The following is an 18,467-nucleotide window of genomic DNA, read 5'->3' on the forward strand; positions in this document are numbered from 1 at the left end:
TCAAAAAGGAGATTATTATGCAGCTTTTGATTGTAACGGGAATGTCGGGATCGGGTAAATCAAGTGTTATGGACGTTATGGAGGATATTGGATTTTATTGTATCGACAATATTCCGCCAAAGCTTATAACACAGTTTGTTGATCTGTGCAGGCAGTCCGAATCGGATATAAATAAAATAGCTGTGGCAGTTGATATCAGAACAGGTGATATGTTTGCAGAGATCTTCCGTTCATGGCAGGAGCTGAAAAATCGAAGCGATGTTGATGTAAAGGTTCTCTTTATCGAGGCTAATCATGATGTTCTGCTGAAGAGATATAAGGAAACAAGGAGAAGACACCCTCTTTCCGATAAATTCAACGGAAATATACATGATGCTATCAATTATGAGTGGGAACAACTATCACAGCTTAGAGAGATAGCTGATTATTACATAGAAACATCAAACTTCACTTCTTCCCAGCTTAAAGAACAAGTCAAAGGACTTTTTCTTGAAAAAAGTTCGGATTCTCTTATTATAAAAGTTATGTCATTTGGTTTTAAATACGGAGTTTCAACAGAAGCAGATCTTGTTTTTGATGTGAGATGTCTGCCAAATCCGTTTTATATCGAGGAACTTCGTAATCATACAGGCTGTGACAGCTGTGTCAGGGATTATGTTATGAGCTTTGATCAGTCTAAGGAGCTTTTCGCAAAGCTTACTGATCTTATTGATTATCTTATACCTCTTTATGTACTTGAAGGCAAGAGTCAGCTTGTTATCTCTTTTGGCTGTACAGGCGGAAAGCACCGTTCCATAACTTTTGCCGAGTTAATGGCGGATCATCTTATCGAAAAAGAATATAAGGTGCAGAAGTATCACAGAGATATAACTAAGGACAGAAAATTCTGAGTAAGGAAGTGGTCAAAATTTCGTTCTCAAATGATGTAAGACACGAGATATGCTCCTCTGTAAATGATAAAGACAAGAGATTTGCCTGCCTTTACGGAATGTTGCTGTTTTGTCGTACCCTTACCCGTGAAAGAATATGTTTTCAGAGTGAAAGCGGTACTTCTGCGGAACTTTTTAAGTCTCTTTTTAAAGCTGTATTCCATATTGAGCTTTCAGAAAATGTACACATACGCAAAAACGGTACAGTTCTGCACTCATATGACATTGAAGGCGAAACAGCGTTAGCGGTTTTTGAAAAATATAAAATATCAGGTTATGAAAGAGTCATAGACTCCGAGATTATTGCTACAAATAGTCTCGGAGTTTTTACAGCAGGTGTTTTTCTTGCCTGTGGAAGTGTAAATGATCCTTCAAAGGAATATCATCTTGAATTCGCCTGTCCTGAGGAAGGAATATCCGAACAGCTTCTTATGCTGCTCAATGATATTGGTGTAAACGCTAAGAAAATGCTTCGCAGAGGGCAGAATATAGTTTATATCAAGGGCAGTGAGTCCATAGAGGATACGCTGACATTTATTGGTGCTACACAGTGTACACTTGAACTTATGAATACGAAAATTTATAAGGATATAAGAAATAAAGCTAACAGAATTGCAAACTGCGACGCTGCTAACATTGATAAGGTCGTTAAATCTGCTATGAAGCAGATCGAAGATATCAAGCTGATAGATCATTCTCTTGGACTTGAAAGCTTGTCTGATGAACTGCGTGAGGTAGCTGAGATGAGACTTGAAAATATTGATATGAGTTTGCAGGAAATAGGTGAAAATCTTAGTGAGCCAATAAGCAGATCAGGTGTTAATCACAGATTCAAGAAGCTTGCAAAGCTTGCAGACGAGATAAGATGCGGAGGTATCAAACATGAGAAATGATGAATTTGTTAACCTTCATGTTCATACCGAATACAGCCTTTTAGACGGCGTTTGCCGTATAAAAAAGCTTATTGAAAGAGTTAAGGAGCTTGGACAAACAGCCGTAGCGATTACAGATCACGGCAATATGTACGGAGCTGTTGAGTTCTGGAATACAGCACGTGAAGCAGGTATAAAGCCGATAATCGGTTGTGAGGTCTATGTTGCAAGAAGGACAAGACATGATCGTGAACCGAAACTTGATGCATCTCCGTATCACCTTATTCTTTTGTGTGAAAACAATGAGGGGTATAAAAACCTTGTTAAGCTTGTATCTCTTGCAAGTATAGAGGGCTTTTACAACAGACCGCGTGTAGATTTTGAGCTTTTGCAGAAATATCACAGCGGTCTTATTTGTATGTCTGCCTGCCTTGCAGGTGAGATACCGCGTCTCCTTGTAGAAGGTCATTACGATGAAGCTAAGGCAGTCGCACTTAAATACCGCGACCTTTTTGGCAAAAACAAATTTTTTATTGAAGTTCAAAACCACGGTATAAAGGACGAATTAAGAATACTTCCGCTTTTATATAAGCTTTCAGCAGAGACAAATATTCCTCTTGCTGCAACAAATGACAGTCATTACATCAATAAAAATGATTCGGAAACGCAGAGTGTTATTATTTGTATTCAGACAGGTAAAACTCTTGATGATCCGAATGCTCTTAAGTTTGAATCGGACGAATTTTATATAAAAACAGCAGATGAAATGGCAGAACTTTTTAAGGGACACGAAGAAGCGGTTTCAAATACAGTGTCTATTGCTGAAAGATGTAATGTTGATTTTGAATTTGGAAATATTAAACTGCCAAAATTCAATATAGACGGAGTTAATGACAATAAGGAGTATTTCAGACAGCTCTGCCGTAAAGGTATGTATGAGAAATACGGCACTTCTCCTGATGAAAAAGTCATCGAGCGAATGGAGTATGAGCTTGATGTGATAACAAAAATGGGTTATACCGATTATTACCTTATTGTATGGGATTTTATCAGATATGCCCGTGAACATAATGTTCCGGTAGGTCCGGGAAGAGGTTCTGGTGCAGGCAGCTTATGTGCTTACTGCATCGGTATCACAGGAATTGATCCTATAAAATTCAATCTTCTTTTTGAACGTTTTCTCAATCCCGAACGTGTCAGTATGCCCGACTTTGATATTGACTTCTGTATCGAAGGACGACAAAGTGTAAAGGACTACGTTGTTCAGAGGTACGGAAAGGAATATGTATCGGAGATAATAGCTTTCGATACTTTGAAAGCACGTGCGGCTGTACGAGATGTAGGAAGAGTTCTTGGAATATCCTATCAACTGTGTGACAGAGTGGCAAAAGAGATCGATCCTCGTGCAACGCTCGATGAGGCACTGAAAGAAAGTGAAGAACTTGACTCACTTTATCATACAAACAGAGATGTGCGCAATATTATTGATCTTGCGAAACAAATAGAAGGTATGCCGCGTCATACTTCTACTCATGCAGCTGGAGTTGTTATATCTGCTGTTCCGCTTATTGATCTTGTACCGTTGCAGCGCAATGATGATACAGTTGTCACTCAGTATACAATGGGCGTTCTTGAGTCGCTCGGACTACTGAAAATGGACTTTCTTGGCTTGCGAAATCTCACTATAATCAGAGATACAGTTAAAGAAATACATCGTTTTGAACCTGATTTTAATATAAGCAATATTCCTACTGATGACAAAAGCGTATATAAGATGATGTCTGAAGGAGATACGCAAGGCGTATTCCAGTTTGAAAGCGAAGGCATGACAGCTCGTGTTATGGAGCTTGTTCCCGAACGTCTTGAAGATCTTATCGTTATCATTTCGTTATATCGTCCAGGTCCTATGAAATCAATACCTGTATATATCGAGAACAAAAATCATCCCGATAAGGTGACATATAAGCATCTTATTTTAAAGGATATCCTTGAAGATACATATGGCTGTATGGTCTATCAGGAACAGGTAATGGAGATATGCCGAAAGCTTGCCGGCTATTCCTATGGTCATGCAGATATAGTACGCCGTGCAATGGCTAAGAAAAAGCATGACGTTATGCTGAAAGAGCGTGAGAGCTTTGTAAAGGGTGCAGCTGCAAACGGAGTTTCGGAGGATATAGCCAATTCGATTTTCGATGAAATGGTTAGCTTTGCGTCTTATGCTTTCAATAAATCTCACGCAGCAGCCTATGCTTATCTTGCTTATCAGACCGCATATCTAAAGTGCCATTACCGCGGAATATATATGTCGGCACTTATGTCAAGCGTAATGGGGGCAAGTGCCAAACTTGCAGAGTATCTAAATTCCTGCAAGGAATATGGCATAGAAGTTCTAAAGCCCGATGTCAATAAAAGCAATAAGAACTTTACTCATGCTAACGGAAAGATATATTTCGGACTTCTTGCAATAAAGAATGTCGGAAGCGGACTTGCAGACAAGATTATAACTGAACGAAATGAAAATGGTAATTTTTACGGATTACAGGATTTCTGTGAGCGTGTAGGGGGAAGAGAGCTTAATAAAAAGGCACTTGAAAACCTTATCAAAGCAGGTGCATTTGACGGACTTGGTTTAAATCGCAGGCAGATGCTGGAAAGCTATGAGTCAATACTGGACATGACAGGTGCAGGCACAAGGGGAATTATTGAGGGGCAGCTTAATTTCCTTGACGGAGAAGATACGACCGAAATGAATGTACGCGTACCATATAAGCAGGAATACGACGAAAAAACGCTGCTTGCGCTTGAAAAAGATGCAACAGGTATGTACCTGAGCGGACATCCGCTTGCACCGTATAACTGGCTTTCGGAAATAATGCACGCACAAAAGATCAACGATATCATCACTCATACAGATATGAAAGACGGTATGAGCATAAAGCTGATATGCACTGTAGAAAGTTCAAAGCTTCATATCACGAAAAATGGCGATAAGATGTGTTTTGTGACTTTTGCAGATGAAACGGGAGAGATGGAAGGAGTTGTTTTCCCTGATCTTTTCATGATAAACGGTTCAAAGCTGAATACTGACGCAGTTGTTCTTATAAACGGAAAGCTTTCGGTAAAAGATGACCGTGTAACTGTCATATGCGGAGCAATTATTGCCGAAACCGAGTTTGAACGTCATGTATCAAATATGAAACTATGCATAAAAGCTGAGTCTGCTGATACAGCGATAAAAAATGAGCTTACGGAGCTTTGTAAGAAATATAAAGGTGATACAGTGGTATGCTGTTATCTTTCTGATATAAAAAAGACAGTTATCCCTCGTTCAAAATTGAGTCTGAAGATATCAAAAGAATCCTATGAAGAGCTGAAAAATATATATGATACCGCAAAAATAGGACTAATTCAGTAAAAAAGATAGAAAAAATAGTTTTATAAGAAAAAATAAGGAATACTCTTGACATTTTTTATACAAAGTAGTAAAATATAAGAGTATGGAATTATGCCGCAGTAAATCTGTGGGTTAAACAATATATGCCAAGTGCAGAATGGAGAATATGTATGATCAAGAAAATCGGTGTTTTAACAAGTGGAGGAGACGCTCCAGGAATGAATGCCGCTGTAAGAGCAGTTGTCAGATCGGCTCTTAGCAAGGGAATGGAAGTTTACGGAATTCGCAGAGGCTATGTTGGTCTTTTAAATGGTGACATCGTAAAGATGGACGAGAGAAGCGTTTCTGATATTATCCACAGAGGTGGTACAGTTCTTTATACTGCAAGATGCCCTGAGTTCAGAACACAGGAGGGTGTTGCAAAGGGTAAGGCTAAGCTTGATGAGCTTGGTATCGAAGGACTTGTTGTAATCGGTGGTGACGGTTCATTCAGAGGTGCAGCTGATCTTTCAGCAATGGGCGTTCTTTGCATAGGTCTCCCAGGCACTATCGATAATGATATTGCTTGCACAGACTATACTATCGGATTTGATACAGCTATGAATACAGCTATGGAAATGGCTGATAAGCTTCGTGATACATCTCAGTCACACGACAGAATTTCTGTTGTTGAGGTAATGGGACGCGGTGCAGGTCATATTGCTGTAAATACAGGTGTTGCTTGTGGTGCTACAGATATCATCACAAAGGAAGTTCCTTATGATATCAATGCGATCGCAAATACAATGCTTGCTAAGAAAGCAAAGGGCAAGCAGAACTTTGTTGTAATCGTTGCTGAGAGCGTTGGTCACTCTGATGAAATTGCTAAGATGCTTCAGGAAAAAACAGGCATTGATGCAAGATCAACAATTCTCGGTCATGTACAGAGAGGTGGTTCACCTACTGTAAGAGACAGAGTTGAAGCTACAAGAATGGGTTACTATGCTGTAGAGCTTCTTGAGCAGGGCATTGGAAATCGTGTTGTTGGTATCAAGGACAGCAAGATCGTTGATTACGATATTCAGGAAGCACTTTCAATGCATAAGGAATATGATGAAAAGCTTCATCATATCGCTGAAGAAATCGCATTCTAAATATATAATTATGCACCTGTTTTTACAGGTGCATTTTTAGTTAGAAAACACTTATTATATTTTTAGAAGAACTATCAGTTGAATATGTCCATTGGTTGATGTGATCTGACTGAATGAAGTAATTGATCTCTTTAGGTTCTGTCTTATCGCCGCAAACATCTACAATGATAAGCTTTACTTTCATCTTATCAGGAAGAATTGCCTTTATGTAGACACTTACGCTTTGACCTATACAAACATCGTCTTTGGGTTCGGCGAGTCCTGCAAGATTAGGGGATAGTTCGACAAAAATGCCATATTCCTCAATTGAACGTACTACACCGGGAACAGTTTCTCCTGCTTTGAAACAATTTGCATTTTCTTTCCATGTGCCAAGAAGCTCTTTATGGGTAAGATATATTTTATTATTTTCATTTGCTTTTACAATTACCTTTATCATTTGTCCGACTTTGAAGCGGTCTGACGGGTGTGATATTCGTGAAACGGACATAGCATCGATTGGAAGCAGCGAGGGGATACCACAACCAATATCTACGAAGCTGCCGAATTTTTCAAAATGAGTTATACGAGCATCAATGATATCTCCTGATACTAATTTTGAGATATATTCTCTCATGCACTCTTCCTGAGCTGTTTTTCGTGAAAGAACTGCTGATAATTCACCATTTTCATCAAGTTTAAGAGATCTCACTTTAAAGCATACGTATTTATTGACACGTGATATCAGGGCGATATCACGTGTCGTTCCTTCTGAGATCCCTAAAGCTCCTTCCTCACGAATAATTATACCTTTAGCACAGGGCAGATCTATTATAAGATCATGTGAAATAGTGCATAAAACAGCCTTAGCTTCAAGAATAATGCCTTTTTCCATTGCTTCGCTGAGGCCTTCTGGTGATGATATATATTTCTGATTGGAAAAGGTGTCAAAGATACAGCCTTCGGGTTTGTAATTCATGTTTGTACCTCCGTAATTTACTGTTGTTACTGTTCTTTTGAACAGTCCTGACTTTAAATTTTATGCGGAGGCAAATTCGATTATGCTATTGAGCAAATCTAATATTGAGTGCTCCCATAGAATTTAAAACTGATATTACATTATCGACAGCCGCACTTCCACAAATAATACAGGCAGAAGTCTTTCTGCTCCTTGCTGGTTCGGGGATAATATCACGGGAAGCAGGGGATTCCATTACAGCTGTGAGGAAATTTGTGTGTGTATTACAGTAAGTCGGAACGATAGAGAAACTTGTGCCTCTGCTTAGTTTTAATGCTCTGTCTGAGATTTTATTATATATCATTTTGGCTGAATACACATAGTCCACACTTTCCTTTACTCTTTTCATTGCCAGTTCGGCAAGTTCGGGAGACTCAAATTCGGCAGTAACTCTTGAAATCATATTTATAATTCCTTTCCATTTTTGTATGTGTTCAATATGTTTAAAGTGAAGTTTTTATTATTTTTCACCAAAATGAAAAAAATATACTTCTAAAATATTGATTTAAGAGCGAATTTGGGGTATAATGAAAAATGTACGATTTTTCATTTTTTCGGAAGGAGGATACTGTTTTGGATATCAGACCTGGAGATACACTTACAATGAAAAAAAATCACCCGTGCGGCGGTAATGAAATGTATGTGATACGCTCAGGAATGGATTTCAGACTTCGCTGTGTGAAATGCGCAAGAGAGTTTATGGTCGCAAGAAATAAGATTGAAAAGAGTATCCGAAGCGTTAAACACGCTGATGAGGGTTAGCTTTCTCCATTAATTTTTGTAATAATTTTAGCATTAAGGAGAATACTGAATGTTTGAAAAACTTGCTTTGATGGAGCAGAAATACGAAGAGATAAGCGATAAATTATCTGACCCTGAAATAATAAATGATAATAAGCTGTATGCTCAGCTTATGAAGGAATACAAAAATCTAACACCTATAATTGAAAAGTATCGTGAGTATAAAAAGGCACAGTCTTCCTTTGATGAAGCTAAAGAGCTGCTTGACAGCGGCGGTCTTGATAAGGACTTCAAGGAAATGGCTCAGGCTGAGTTTGAAGAATCCCGTGAAGATATAGATTCAATAACTCAGGAATTAAAGATACTTTTACTTCCGAAAGATCCAAATGATGATAAAAACGTTATTATTGAGATAAGAGGCGGTGCAGGCGGCGAAGAGGCTTCACTCTTTGCAAATTCACTGTACCGAATGTATACGATGTATGCTGAGACTATGGGGTGGAAGCAGGAAATATTAAATGCAAATCCAACCGAACTTGGTGGATTTAAGGAAATAAGTTTTTCGATAGAAGGTGAAGGAGCTTATTCTCGCCTTAAATACGAAAGCGGAGTACATCGTGTACAAAGAGTTCCCGAAACTGAATCACAGGGACGAATACACACATCTACAGTAACTGTGGCGGTACTTGTTGAAGCTGATGATGTAGAGCTTGAGATAAATCCCACAGATTTAAAAATTGACTATTTCCGCGCAAGCGGTGCAGGCGGACAGCATATAAATAAAACAGAGTCTGCTGTAAGAATAACATATCTCCCCACAAATGTTGTGGTGGAGTGTCAGGACGAAAGAAGCCAGCATAAGAACAAAGATAAAGCAATGAAAATTCTGCGCTCAAGAATTTACGAAGCTATGCAGGAGGAGCACAACGCAAAAATCGCATCGGAGAGAAAAATGCAGGTCGGAACAGGAGACCGCTCCGAGAGAATACGAACTTACAATTATCCGCAGGGACGTCTTACAGATCATCGTATAGGGCTTACTATATACAGACTTGAAGATATTCTCAACGGAAATCTTGATGAAGTATTTGATGCGCTTGCTACTGCCGATCAGGCTGCCAAGCTCGCAAATCAGGAAGCGTAGTTTTTATGGATACAGTTTTACTTAGTGATAATGAAGCAGACCTTATAAAAGCGGCTGAATTTATTAAAAACGGGAATATCGTCGGTATACCTACTGAGACTGTTTATGGTCTCGGAGCTGATGCTTCAAATGAGGAAGCTGTCAGAAAAGTCTTTGAAGCAAAAGGCAGACCAGCCGATAACCCTCTCATAGTTCATCTTGCTGACTTTTCACAGGCTTCGGAATATACAAGCTTTATACCTGAGCTTGCATTTAAGCTTGCTGATAAATTCTGTCCTGGTCCGCTTACAATTGTGCTTCCTAAAAATGATAGGATACCTATGATTACCTCAGGCGGACTTGATACAGTTGGTATAAGAGTGCCGTCTCATAAAGTTATGCACAGGATAATAGAATTATCAGGACGTCCTATAGCTGCTCCTTCAGCAAATACTTCAGGATATCCTAGTCCGACATCTGCTGCTCATGTTATGAGAGATATGAACGGTAAGATCTCAGCTGTTGTTGACGGCGGAAGTTCTGAGTTTGGTGTTGAGTCTACAGTTATAGCTATTGAAAGTGAAAATACAGCAAGAATTCTTCGTCCAGGCTGCATTACAAAGGAAATGCTTGAACAGGTTTGCAGTGAGGTCATAATAGACCATGCGATACTGCATGAGTTGGAAGCAGGTCAGAAAGCTGCTTCTCCTGGTATGAAGTATAAGCACTATTCACCCAAGGCTGATATAATCATGGTCGAGAGTGATCTTGAAAAGTTTATATCGTATGTAGGTGAGCATAATGGTGAGGGAGTTTATTCTCTTATTTTTAACAGTGACAGCGAAGTATTTCCTTACAGAAATATGACATACGGAAAAGACAGTTCCGAACAGGCTCATCTTCTATTTCAGCGTCTTCGTGAGCTTGATGATGCAGGTGCAAAAAAGGTATATGTCCGTGCTCCTGAAACAAGTGGAGTGGGACTTGCAGTATATAACCGTCTTATAAGGGCGGCAGGATTCGAGGTGATAAGGATATGAATTCTCTGAATGGAGTTATGGTCGTTGGACTTACAGGACAGACAGGTGCGGGTAAGAGTACCGTTTCAAAGGTATTTGCTTCAAATGGTTTTTCTATAATCGATGCAGACCAGGTCGCACGTAAAGTTGTAGAGAAAGGTACAAAGTGCCTTGATGAGATAGCTGATTTCTTCGGAAGTAGTGTTATAAGCAGTGACGGCACACTTAACAGAAAAGCTCTTGCAGCTATTGTTTTTTCGGATAAAGCAAAGCTTGAGACTCTGAATACAATTACATATCCTTATATCACAGGTGAGATACTTCGTCAGATTCGAGTTCACTCAATGAAAGGCGAAAAGCTTATTCTTCTTGATGCTCCGACTCTTTTTGAGAGCCGTGCAGATGATTTCTGTGAGATAATCATATCTGTGCTTGCTGATGCTGATATAAGAGAAAAGCGCATTATTTCACGCGATGGTTTGACTCAGGATCAGGCAAGAAGAAGGATGAATTCACAGCTTAATGAAGATTTTTTCAGAAGTCATTCGGATTATATAATTCATAACAATGGCAATATTGATACTGTAAACGGAATAGCGTGTGAGGTATCAGATAAGATAAGAGAGCTGTATAATAACAAACAGACTCCCGTACAAGTGCAATAATACAGCTGTAACAGCTGATTATAGATATTTCTGCGAAAGGAGAATACATTAATGGCAGAAAAAAAAGATGCAGTAAAAAAGCTTAAAGAAAAGCTTCTTGTGCAGAGAAAAAACGCTTATCATCTTATTTCAGAGAAAGAACTTAAAGCCTGCGATAAATTTTGTGAAGGCTATAAGGATTTCATGGATAAGTCCAAGATTGAGCGTGAGGTAGTTATATATTCTATAGACCTTCTGAAGAAGAAGGGCTTTGTTGAGTTTAAAGAAGGTATGAAGCTCAAAGCAGGGGATAAGATATATCGCTGCAACCGCGGTAAAGCTGTACTTGCGGCAGTTATCGGTACGGCTCCTATCACAGAAGGTGTAAGACTTTGTGCAGCTCATATTGATTCACCAAGACTTGACATGAAGCAAAATCCGCTTTACGAGGATACAGAAATGGCTCTGTTTAAGACTCATTATTATGGCGGTATCAAGAAGTATCAGTGGACAACGATACCACTTGCGCTTCACGGTGTTGTAATAAAGGCTGACGGAACTACAGTTCCTGTAAATATAGGTGAAGATGATAAAGATCCTGTTTTTTGTGTTACCGATCTTCTTCCTCATCTTGCATCTGCTCAGATGCAGAAGCCAATGGCTAAGGGAATAGCTGGTGAGCAGCTCAATATAGTTATTGGTTCACGTCCTTTCAAAGATGATGAGGAAAGTGGTTCTGTAAAGCTTAATATTATGAATATACTCTTTGAAAAGTACGGAATTACAGAGTCTGACTTTATTTCATCAGAGCTTGAGGCAGTTCCTGCTTTTAAAGCAAAGGATATCGGCTTTGACAGAAGCATGGTAGGTGCATACGGACATGATGATAAGGTTTGTGCGTATCCTGCATTAATTGCTACAGTTGATTGCAAAAAGCCGAAGCATACGGTAGTTACAGTTCTTACAGATAAGGAAGAAACTGGAAGCGATGGCAATACAGGTCTGAGATCAGCATATCTTGAGTACTTTATAGCTGATATAGCTGAAAATTTAGGCTCTGATGCAAGAACGGTGCTTTCTGCTTCTGAGTGCCTTTCAGCAGATGTTAATGCTGCATTTGATCCTACTTTCCCTGAGGTAAATGAAAGAAATAACTGTGCATACATAAATCACGGTGTTGTTATTACAAAATATACAGGCGCAAGAGGAAAAGCAGGTACATCTGATGCTTCTGCTGAATTCACAGGACGTATAAGACGTCTTATGGATAAAGAGAATGTTATTTGGCAGACAGGTGAGCTTGGCAAGGTAGATGAAGGTGGCGGCGGTACAGTTGCAGCTTATATCGCTAACCTTAATGTTGATACGATAGACCTTGGAGTACCTGTACTTTCAATGCACGCACCATATGAAATAGTATCCAAAATCGATACATATATGGCTTACAAAGCTTTTGCAGTATTTATGGCTGACTAATATAGTAAAAACTCCTCTGACTAACCGAGGAGTTTTTTATAATCGAGTATGAAAAAAATCCGTGTACATTTGTACACGGATTTCGTTATATTTAGTTATTCTTCTTTGCTTCAATATCTGCAAGAGCATCCTTACGTGAGAGGTTTATTCTACCCTGACGATCGATCTCTGTAACCTTTACAACGATCTCGTCACCGATAGAAACTACGTCCTCAACCTTTTCAACTCTCTGCTTATCAAGCTTTGAGATGTGAACAAGTCCGTCCTTGCCCGGAGCGATCTCAACAAATGCACCAAAGTCCATAATTCTTACTACCTTACCCTTGTAGATAGCACCTACTTCAGGATCGTTAGCAATTGTATGGATTATCTGGAGTGCCTTGTTAGCGTTATCTCCGTCAACACCGCTGATAAATACATTACCGTCATCGCTGATGTCGATCTTAACATCACAGTCAGCAGATATCTTCTGGATAACCTTACCGCCCTGACCGATAACTTCGCGAATCTTGTCAACAGGTATCTTAGTCTGGAGCATCTTAGGTGCATACTTATTGACAGTTGGTCTGCTCTCAGGGATAGCCTTGAGCATGATCTCGTCAAGAATATAAATACGAGCTTTTCTTGTCTTTTCAAAAGCTTCCTTAATGATAGCAGGTGTAAGACCGTCAACCTTGATATCAACCTGGATAGCTGTAATACCCTTGTGTGTACCGCCAACCTTGAAGTCCATATCGCCGAAGAAGTCCTCAAGACCCTGGATATCAACCATTGTCATGAATTCATCGCTGTCAGGCTTAGTGATAAGTCCACAGGAAATACCTGCAACAGGAGCCTTGATCGGTACGCCTGCGTCCATAAGAGCAAGTGTAGAACCGCAGATAGAACCCTGTGATGTAGAACCGTTAGATGAAAGTACTTCTGAAACGAGTCTGAGAGCATATGGGAATTCTTCAACAGGTGGGATAACAGGTGCAAGAGCTCTCTCAGCAAGAGCACCGTGACCGATCTCACGACGTCCGGGACCTCTGCTTGGCTTTGTTTCACCAACAGAATAGCTCGGGAAATTGTACTGGTGCATATATCTCTTTGAATCTTCTTCGTCAAGACCGTCTATCTTCTGAGCATCGCTTACAGGACCGAGTGTAGCGATTGTAAGAACCTGTGTCTGACCTCTTGTAAAGAGACCTGAACCGTGAACACGGGGGAGTACTCCAACTTCAGCAGCAAGAGGACGTATCTCATCAATACCACGTCCGTCAACACGCTTGCCTTCATACAGCCAGTTACGAACGATCTTCTTCTGGAGCTTATAGATACACTCATCGATCATAGCGATCTGCTCAGGGTACTTTTCGTCGAAGTTAGCGTGGATATCGTCAACGATAGGAGCAAGTCTCTCGTCACGGATATTCTTGTCGTTTGTATCAAGAGCAAATTTTACACGGTCAGCAGCAAATGCTTCGATAGCATCAAACATATCATGGTCAACTTCCATTGACTCGAATTCAAACTTTGGTTTACCTATCTGAGCGCGGATATCATTGATAAATGCTACCATTTTCTTGATCTCTTCGTGACCTGTAAGAATAGCATTGAGCATTGTATCCTCAGGAACTTCGTTTGCGCCTGCCTCGATCATTACGATCTTTTCAGCAGTACCTGCAACTGTAAGGACAAGATCTGTCTTAGCTCTCTGTTCAAGAGTAGGATTAAGAACGATCTCACCGTCAACAAGACCTACATTGATACCTGCAATAGGACCCTTCCACGGAATATCGGAAATAGAAATTGCAATAGAAGTTGCGATCATACCGGCAATCTCAGGAGAGTTATCAGGCTCAACTGCGAGAACTGTCATTACAACTGAAACATCATTTCTCATATCCTTAGGGAAGAGTGGACGAATAGGTCTGTCAACGCATCTTGAAGTAAGGATCGACTTCTCTGAAGGCTTACCCTCACGCTTTGTGAATGAGCCCGGGATTCTGCCTACAGAATAAAGTCTTTCTTCATAGTCAACTGAAAGAGGGAAGAAATCAACGCCCTCTCTTGGCTTTGCACTTGCTGTAACGTTAGCCATTACAACAGTTTCACCGTATCTTACCCAGCATGAACCATTGGAAAGACCGCAAGTCTTACCTGTTTCAACGATAAGTGGTCTGCCGGCATAGGTAGTTTCAAAAGTTCTGTAATTTTCAAACATCTGTTTTCCTCCATTTATTTATATTTATCAGAGGAGAGCTTTTAGAAGTTAGAGGTAAAAGTAAGATATATCACAACTCTTACCTCTGACTTCTAATCCCTTACTCTGATAGACGTAAAGGCAGAAGGATATAAATACCCCGCTGCCTTCATTCACACTGTAATTACTTACGGAGACCGAGCTTCTCAACGATAGCACGATATCTCTCGATATCCTTCTTCTTGAGGTAACCGAGGAGATTACGTCTGTGACCAACCATTTTAAGAAGACCTCTTCTTGAGTGGTGATCGTTCTTGTGGCTCTTGAGGTGGTTTGTAAGATCATTGATTCTTCTTGTGAGAATAGCGATCTGAACCTCAGGAGAACCTGTGTCGTTTTCGTGTGTTCTGTTAGCCTCAATAACGGCTGTCTTTTCATCCTTCAATAACATTTGAAGCACCTCTTAATAAATATTCCGTTAACTCAGAATGAGGTGAAAATCGAGGACAAGCCTCAAACCAAGTACACGGTGATAATATTATACCATAAAATTTATCTTTTGTAAAGTACTTTTTGAGAAAAATATGATTTTTTGATTTCTACTGCCCATAAAAGAAAGTCCCCTTTAGATATATGCAGATTTCATATACTAAAGGGGACGGTATAAGTCTTTTTATATAATTATGCTCAGATCTCAGTGTTATTTTCACTTACTTCAGATGTAGTATCTGTTGTATTATCGTTATCATAAAGAACGGATTCAGATATTTCACCGCGCATAAGCTTTTCAAAGTCATCACCGTCGATCTTCTCATATTTGAGAAGGTACTTTGCAAGTAAATGCATTTTATCAGCATTTGCCTTGATAAGCTCAGTACAGTCGTTGTAAGCTTTTTCAATAATAGAACGTACTTCTTCGTCTATCTGAGCAGCAACAGCTTCACTGTAGTTTCTTGTATGACCGTAATCCTTACCAAGGAAAACCTCATCGTTATCAGAGCCGTATACAACAGTTCCTATTTTCTTGGAGAATCCATATCTTGTAACCATGTTTCGAGCTGTTGCAGTTGCACGTTCAATATCATTTGAAGCACCTGTACAGATATCATCAATGAAAAGTTCCTCTGCAACACGACCGCCGAGAAGCATTACAATGCTTTCGCGCATCTGATTTCTTGAAACGTGGCGGTCATCGTTATCAGGTCTTGTGACTGTAAGTCCCGCAGCCATACCACGCTGGATAATTGTTACCTGATGAACTTTATCCTGAGTTTTGAGGTTATAAGCTGCAACTGCATGACCTGCTTCGTGATAAGCTGTTACGAGCTTGTCGTGCTCTGTAACTATTCGTGACTTCTTTTCAGGACCAGCAATTACCTTCATAGTTGCTTCTTCAATATCAGCCTCTGTGATAGCAAGACGGTTGTTTCTTGCTGCAAGAAGAGCAGCTTCATTAAGCACATTTTCAAGATCAGCACCTGTAAAGCCCTGAGTTGTACGTGCGATAGTCTTGATATTTACATCAGGACCAAGAGGCTTGTTCTTAGCGTGTACCTGGAGAATCTCTTCTCTGCCCTTAACGTCAGGATAACCTACTACTATCTGTCTATCAAATCTACCCGGTCTGAGAAGAGCGGGATCAAGTATATCACGTCTGTTAGTAGCAGCAATAACGATTACGCTTTCATTGCCTGTAAAACCGTCCATTTCAACGAGAAGCTGGTTAAGTGTCTGCTCACGTTCATCGTGGCCACCACCGAGACCTGCGCCTCTGTGACGACCTACAGCATCAATTTCATCAATAAATATGATAGCTGGAGCGTGTTTTTTAGCCTGTTCAAAAAGGTCTCTTACTCTTGAAGCACCGACACCAACGAACATTTCAACAAAGTCGGAACCAGAAATAGGGAAGAACGGACAGCCTGCTTCACCTGCAACTGCTCTTGCGAGGAGAGTTTTACCAGTACCTGGAGGGCCTAAAAGAAGAACACCCTTTGGTACTTTAGCACCGAGATCAGTGTATTTCTTAGGATTTTTAAGGTAGTCAACTATCTCAACAAGCTCCTGTTTTTCTTCATCAGCACCTGCAACGTCCTTGAATGTAGCTTTTCTTGCACTTGCACTGCTTTTCAGATTAGCCTTTCCGAAGCTTGTGTATTTACCGCCGCCGCCGCTTTGCTTCATCATAAAATAGAGAATAGCAACGCCGAGAAGTATTGTTAGAATAACAGGGATCAAAGAGTACAGCCATGTTCTGTCGGTTATTTTGATATAATCCTGTTCTAACTGTTGATCCTTCTCTTTGTCTTTATTATATTCCTGACGATAGTCCTTGGTATCTTCAAGGAATATATTTACATTAGGAACAGTATAATGTCTTTCCTTTTCTTCGTTACCAACCCTGTAGGTGAGATCACCTGTTCCGAGATCAAGTTCATAATATGATACCTGATAATTATCAAAAAGACTTATGATCTCAGAGTATTCTGTTTTATTGTTTGTTGAGTTTAGCCTTGAGCTTACATAAATAAGCAGGAAAACGGCTGCAATAATCAGCATGAGATAGGTAAAGATACCCTTGCTTTTCTTTGGTGTCAAATTATCCTCTCCATTTCTTACGATCGTATAAACGAAATTTTTAAAAACCTGGCTGTATTTGTATCGGGTGAAATACGGTCGGCAATACCGATCTTTTCAGCAAGAATGGTCCCACATTCATCTTCAATAAACAGAAGATCCGCACGTTCATCAGCAGGTATTTTTTCATTGATCAGCTTTTTTACGGAAGAAGTAAAGTCTCTTCCTTTGAGTTGGATCTTATCACCGAACTTTCTTGTTCTGACAATAAGCTTACCTCTTATTTTATCATAATCAGCAACATAAAATGTGGATTTTTTGTTAACGGCTTCAAATTTCTTCAAATTATCACATTCAATAACATCACATTTTACAATACAGCTGCCTATTATCATATCTTCACCAATAGTAATATCTGTCGATATAATGTCTTCTAAAGGCTTTTTTATTTCTTTAAGTTCAAGTACATCATTTTGGCATAGAAGAAAAAATGAACCGGAAATATTTATTTTTCCACCATTTATCAGAATATCATCAGCTTCTTCAAGTCTTTTGAATGAGTAGGGAAGGTGATTATCCGCAAGCAAACGAGAAATACAGCGTTTTCTGATTACAGCATCATACGAACTCAGACCAGTGATTTTGTTGACATTTCTGCATTTTTCTTCTGCTTCGTTAACGATTTTTTCTATAAACTCATTTTCTTCTCTTATATTGCTTATAGTATTTACAGATGTTTCATTTACTGATGAATTGATCTCAGCAAGCAGGGGAACAACCTTATGTCTGATTTTATTTCTTGTATAGTCATCAGACAGATTTGTACTGTCTGTAACATATGACTGTTCTCGCATGGAAAGATATTCTTCGATCTCCTGACGTGTAACAGTCAAAAGCGGTCGTATTATATTGCCTCGTATCACGGGAATACCTGATAGTCCCTTTACACCTGTTCCTCTTGAGAGATTGAGTATCACTGTTTCAAGATTATCATTGGCATTGTGTGCTGTAGCAAGTTTTTTGCCTTGAGAGTTTTCTTCAAAGATCTTATATCTAAGTTTTCTTGCGGCTTCTTCTACGGATATTCCTTCGGAAGCTGAAAGTGATTTAACATCACATGATAGAGCCTTAAACGTTATACTGAACCTTTGGCACAATTCACGGCAGAAGTTCTCATCTCTGTCGCTTTCAGTTCCACGTAAGCAGTGATTTACATGGACGGCTTGCACATCAATATTCAGCTTTTCTTTTAATTCATTCATAACTAAAAGAAGTGCAACACTGTCTGCGCCGCCAGATAGTCCGCATACAACGGTATCACCGTCGGTAAGCAGTTCATTTTTTATAATAAAGTTGTAAACCTTGGTTAACATA

General features: G+C 39.6%; 15 protein-coding genes. 9 read left to right on the forward strand and 6 right to left on the reverse strand.

Annotation, left to right across the window (positions count from 1 at the left end):
• Positions 1–17 precede the first annotated feature (17 nt).
• From rapZ to pfkA, 4 genes are all read left to right on the forward strand, one after another.
• Entirely contained in the window at positions 18–890 is an 873-nt protein-coding gene (gene rapZ, locus QZZ41_RS06370; RefSeq protein ID WP_295069603.1) for an RNase adapter RapZ, read from the forward strand.
• An 8-nt stretch (positions 891–898) separates the two neighbouring features.
• Entirely contained in the window at positions 899–1,822 is a 924-nt protein-coding gene (gene whiA / locus QZZ41_RS06375; protein ID WP_295069605.1) for a DNA-binding protein WhiA, read from the forward strand.
• Complete coding sequence (locus QZZ41_RS06380) at positions 1,812–5,219, forward strand: DNA polymerase III subunit alpha (RefSeq protein ID WP_295069607.1); 3,408 nt, start codon at positions 1,812–1,814, stop codon at positions 5,217–5,219. Before whiA ends, QZZ41_RS06380 begins: the two co-directional genes overlap by 11 nt.
• A 149-nt stretch (positions 5,220–5,368) precedes the next feature.
• Entirely contained in the window at positions 5,369–6,331 is a 963-nt protein-coding gene (pfkA, locus tag QZZ41_RS06385; RefSeq protein WP_295069609.1) for a 6-phosphofructokinase, read from the forward strand.
• 40 nt (positions 6,332–6,371) lie between these two features.
• Here the strand turns inward: pfkA and QZZ41_RS06390 are convergent, their stop codons facing one another.
• Together QZZ41_RS06390 and QZZ41_RS06395 are read right to left on the reverse strand one after the other, a co-directional pair.
• Positions 6,372–7,289: a S1 RNA-binding domain-containing protein gene (locus QZZ41_RS06390; protein WP_295069611.1), complete on the reverse strand. Its 918-nt coding sequence runs from the start codon at positions 7,287–7,289 to the stop codon at positions 6,372–6,374.
• An 85-nt stretch (positions 7,290–7,374) separates the two neighbouring features.
• Positions 7,375–7,731, reverse strand: a complete 357-nt coding sequence (locus tag QZZ41_RS06395) for a hypothetical protein (protein ID WP_295069613.1) — start codon at positions 7,729–7,731, stop codon at positions 7,375–7,377.
• Between the two features lie 170 nt (positions 7,732–7,901).
• On the opposite strand from QZZ41_RS06395, the gene QZZ41_RS06400 reads away from it, so the two are divergent.
• From QZZ41_RS06400 to QZZ41_RS06420, 5 genes are read left to right on the forward strand one after another with little or no spacing between them, the layout of a single operon-like run.
• Positions 7,902–8,090, forward strand: a complete 189-nt coding sequence (locus tag QZZ41_RS06400) for a DUF951 domain-containing protein (protein ID WP_074713920.1) — start codon at positions 7,902–7,904, stop codon at positions 8,088–8,090.
• Between the two features lie 49 nt (positions 8,091–8,139).
• The gene (prfA, locus tag QZZ41_RS06405) at positions 8,140–9,213 is read left to right on the forward strand and encodes a peptide chain release factor 1 (RefSeq protein ID WP_295069615.1); all 1,074 of its coding nucleotides are present in this window, start codon (positions 8,140–8,142) and stop codon (positions 9,211–9,213) included.
• A gap of 5 nt (positions 9,214–9,218) precedes the next feature.
• A complete protein-coding gene (locus tag QZZ41_RS06410) occupies positions 9,219–10,232 on the forward strand; it encodes an L-threonylcarbamoyladenylate synthase (RefSeq protein WP_295069616.1) in 1,014 nt (337 codons plus the stop codon).
• Entirely contained in the window at positions 10,229–10,876 is a 648-nt protein-coding gene (coaE, locus tag QZZ41_RS06415; protein WP_295069618.1) for a dephospho-CoA kinase, read from the forward strand. Before QZZ41_RS06410 ends, coaE begins: the two co-directional genes overlap by 4 nt.
• Before the next feature lie 51 nt (positions 10,877–10,927).
• Positions 10,928–12,331 carry an aminopeptidase gene (locus tag QZZ41_RS06420; protein WP_074713917.1) on the forward strand — a complete coding sequence of 468 codons (1,404 nt, stop codon included), beginning with the start codon at positions 10,928–10,930 and terminating at the stop codon, positions 12,329–12,331.
• A gap of 91 nt (positions 12,332–12,422) precedes the next feature.
• Here the strand turns inward: QZZ41_RS06420 and QZZ41_RS06425 are convergent, their stop codons facing one another.
• The 4 genes from QZZ41_RS06425 to tilS form a co-directional block, all read right to left on the reverse strand.
• The gene (locus tag QZZ41_RS06425; RefSeq protein ID WP_295069621.1) at positions 12,423–14,537 is read right to left on the reverse strand and encodes a polyribonucleotide nucleotidyltransferase; all 2,115 of its coding nucleotides are present in this window, start codon (positions 14,535–14,537) and stop codon (positions 12,423–12,425) included.
• A gap of 163 nt (positions 14,538–14,700) precedes the next feature.
• Positions 14,701–14,967, reverse strand: a complete 267-nt coding sequence (rpsO, locus tag QZZ41_RS06430) for a 30S ribosomal protein S15 (protein WP_074713915.1) — start codon at positions 14,965–14,967, stop codon at positions 14,701–14,703.
• Positions 14,968–15,203: 236 nt separating this feature from the next.
• A complete protein-coding gene (gene ftsH / locus QZZ41_RS06435; RefSeq protein ID WP_295069673.1) occupies positions 15,204–17,075 on the reverse strand; it encodes an ATP-dependent zinc metalloprotease FtsH in 1,872 nt (623 codons plus the stop codon).
• 56 nt (positions 17,076–17,131) lie between these two features.
• Positions 17,132–18,466 carry a tRNA lysidine(34) synthetase TilS gene (gene tilS / locus QZZ41_RS06440; protein WP_295069622.1) on the reverse strand — a complete coding sequence of 445 codons (1,335 nt, stop codon included), beginning with the start codon at positions 18,464–18,466 and terminating at the stop codon, positions 17,132–17,134.
• Position 18,467: the final 1 nt, after the last annotated feature.

The sequence above is a fragment of the Ruminococcus sp. genome, assembly GCF_016283395.1.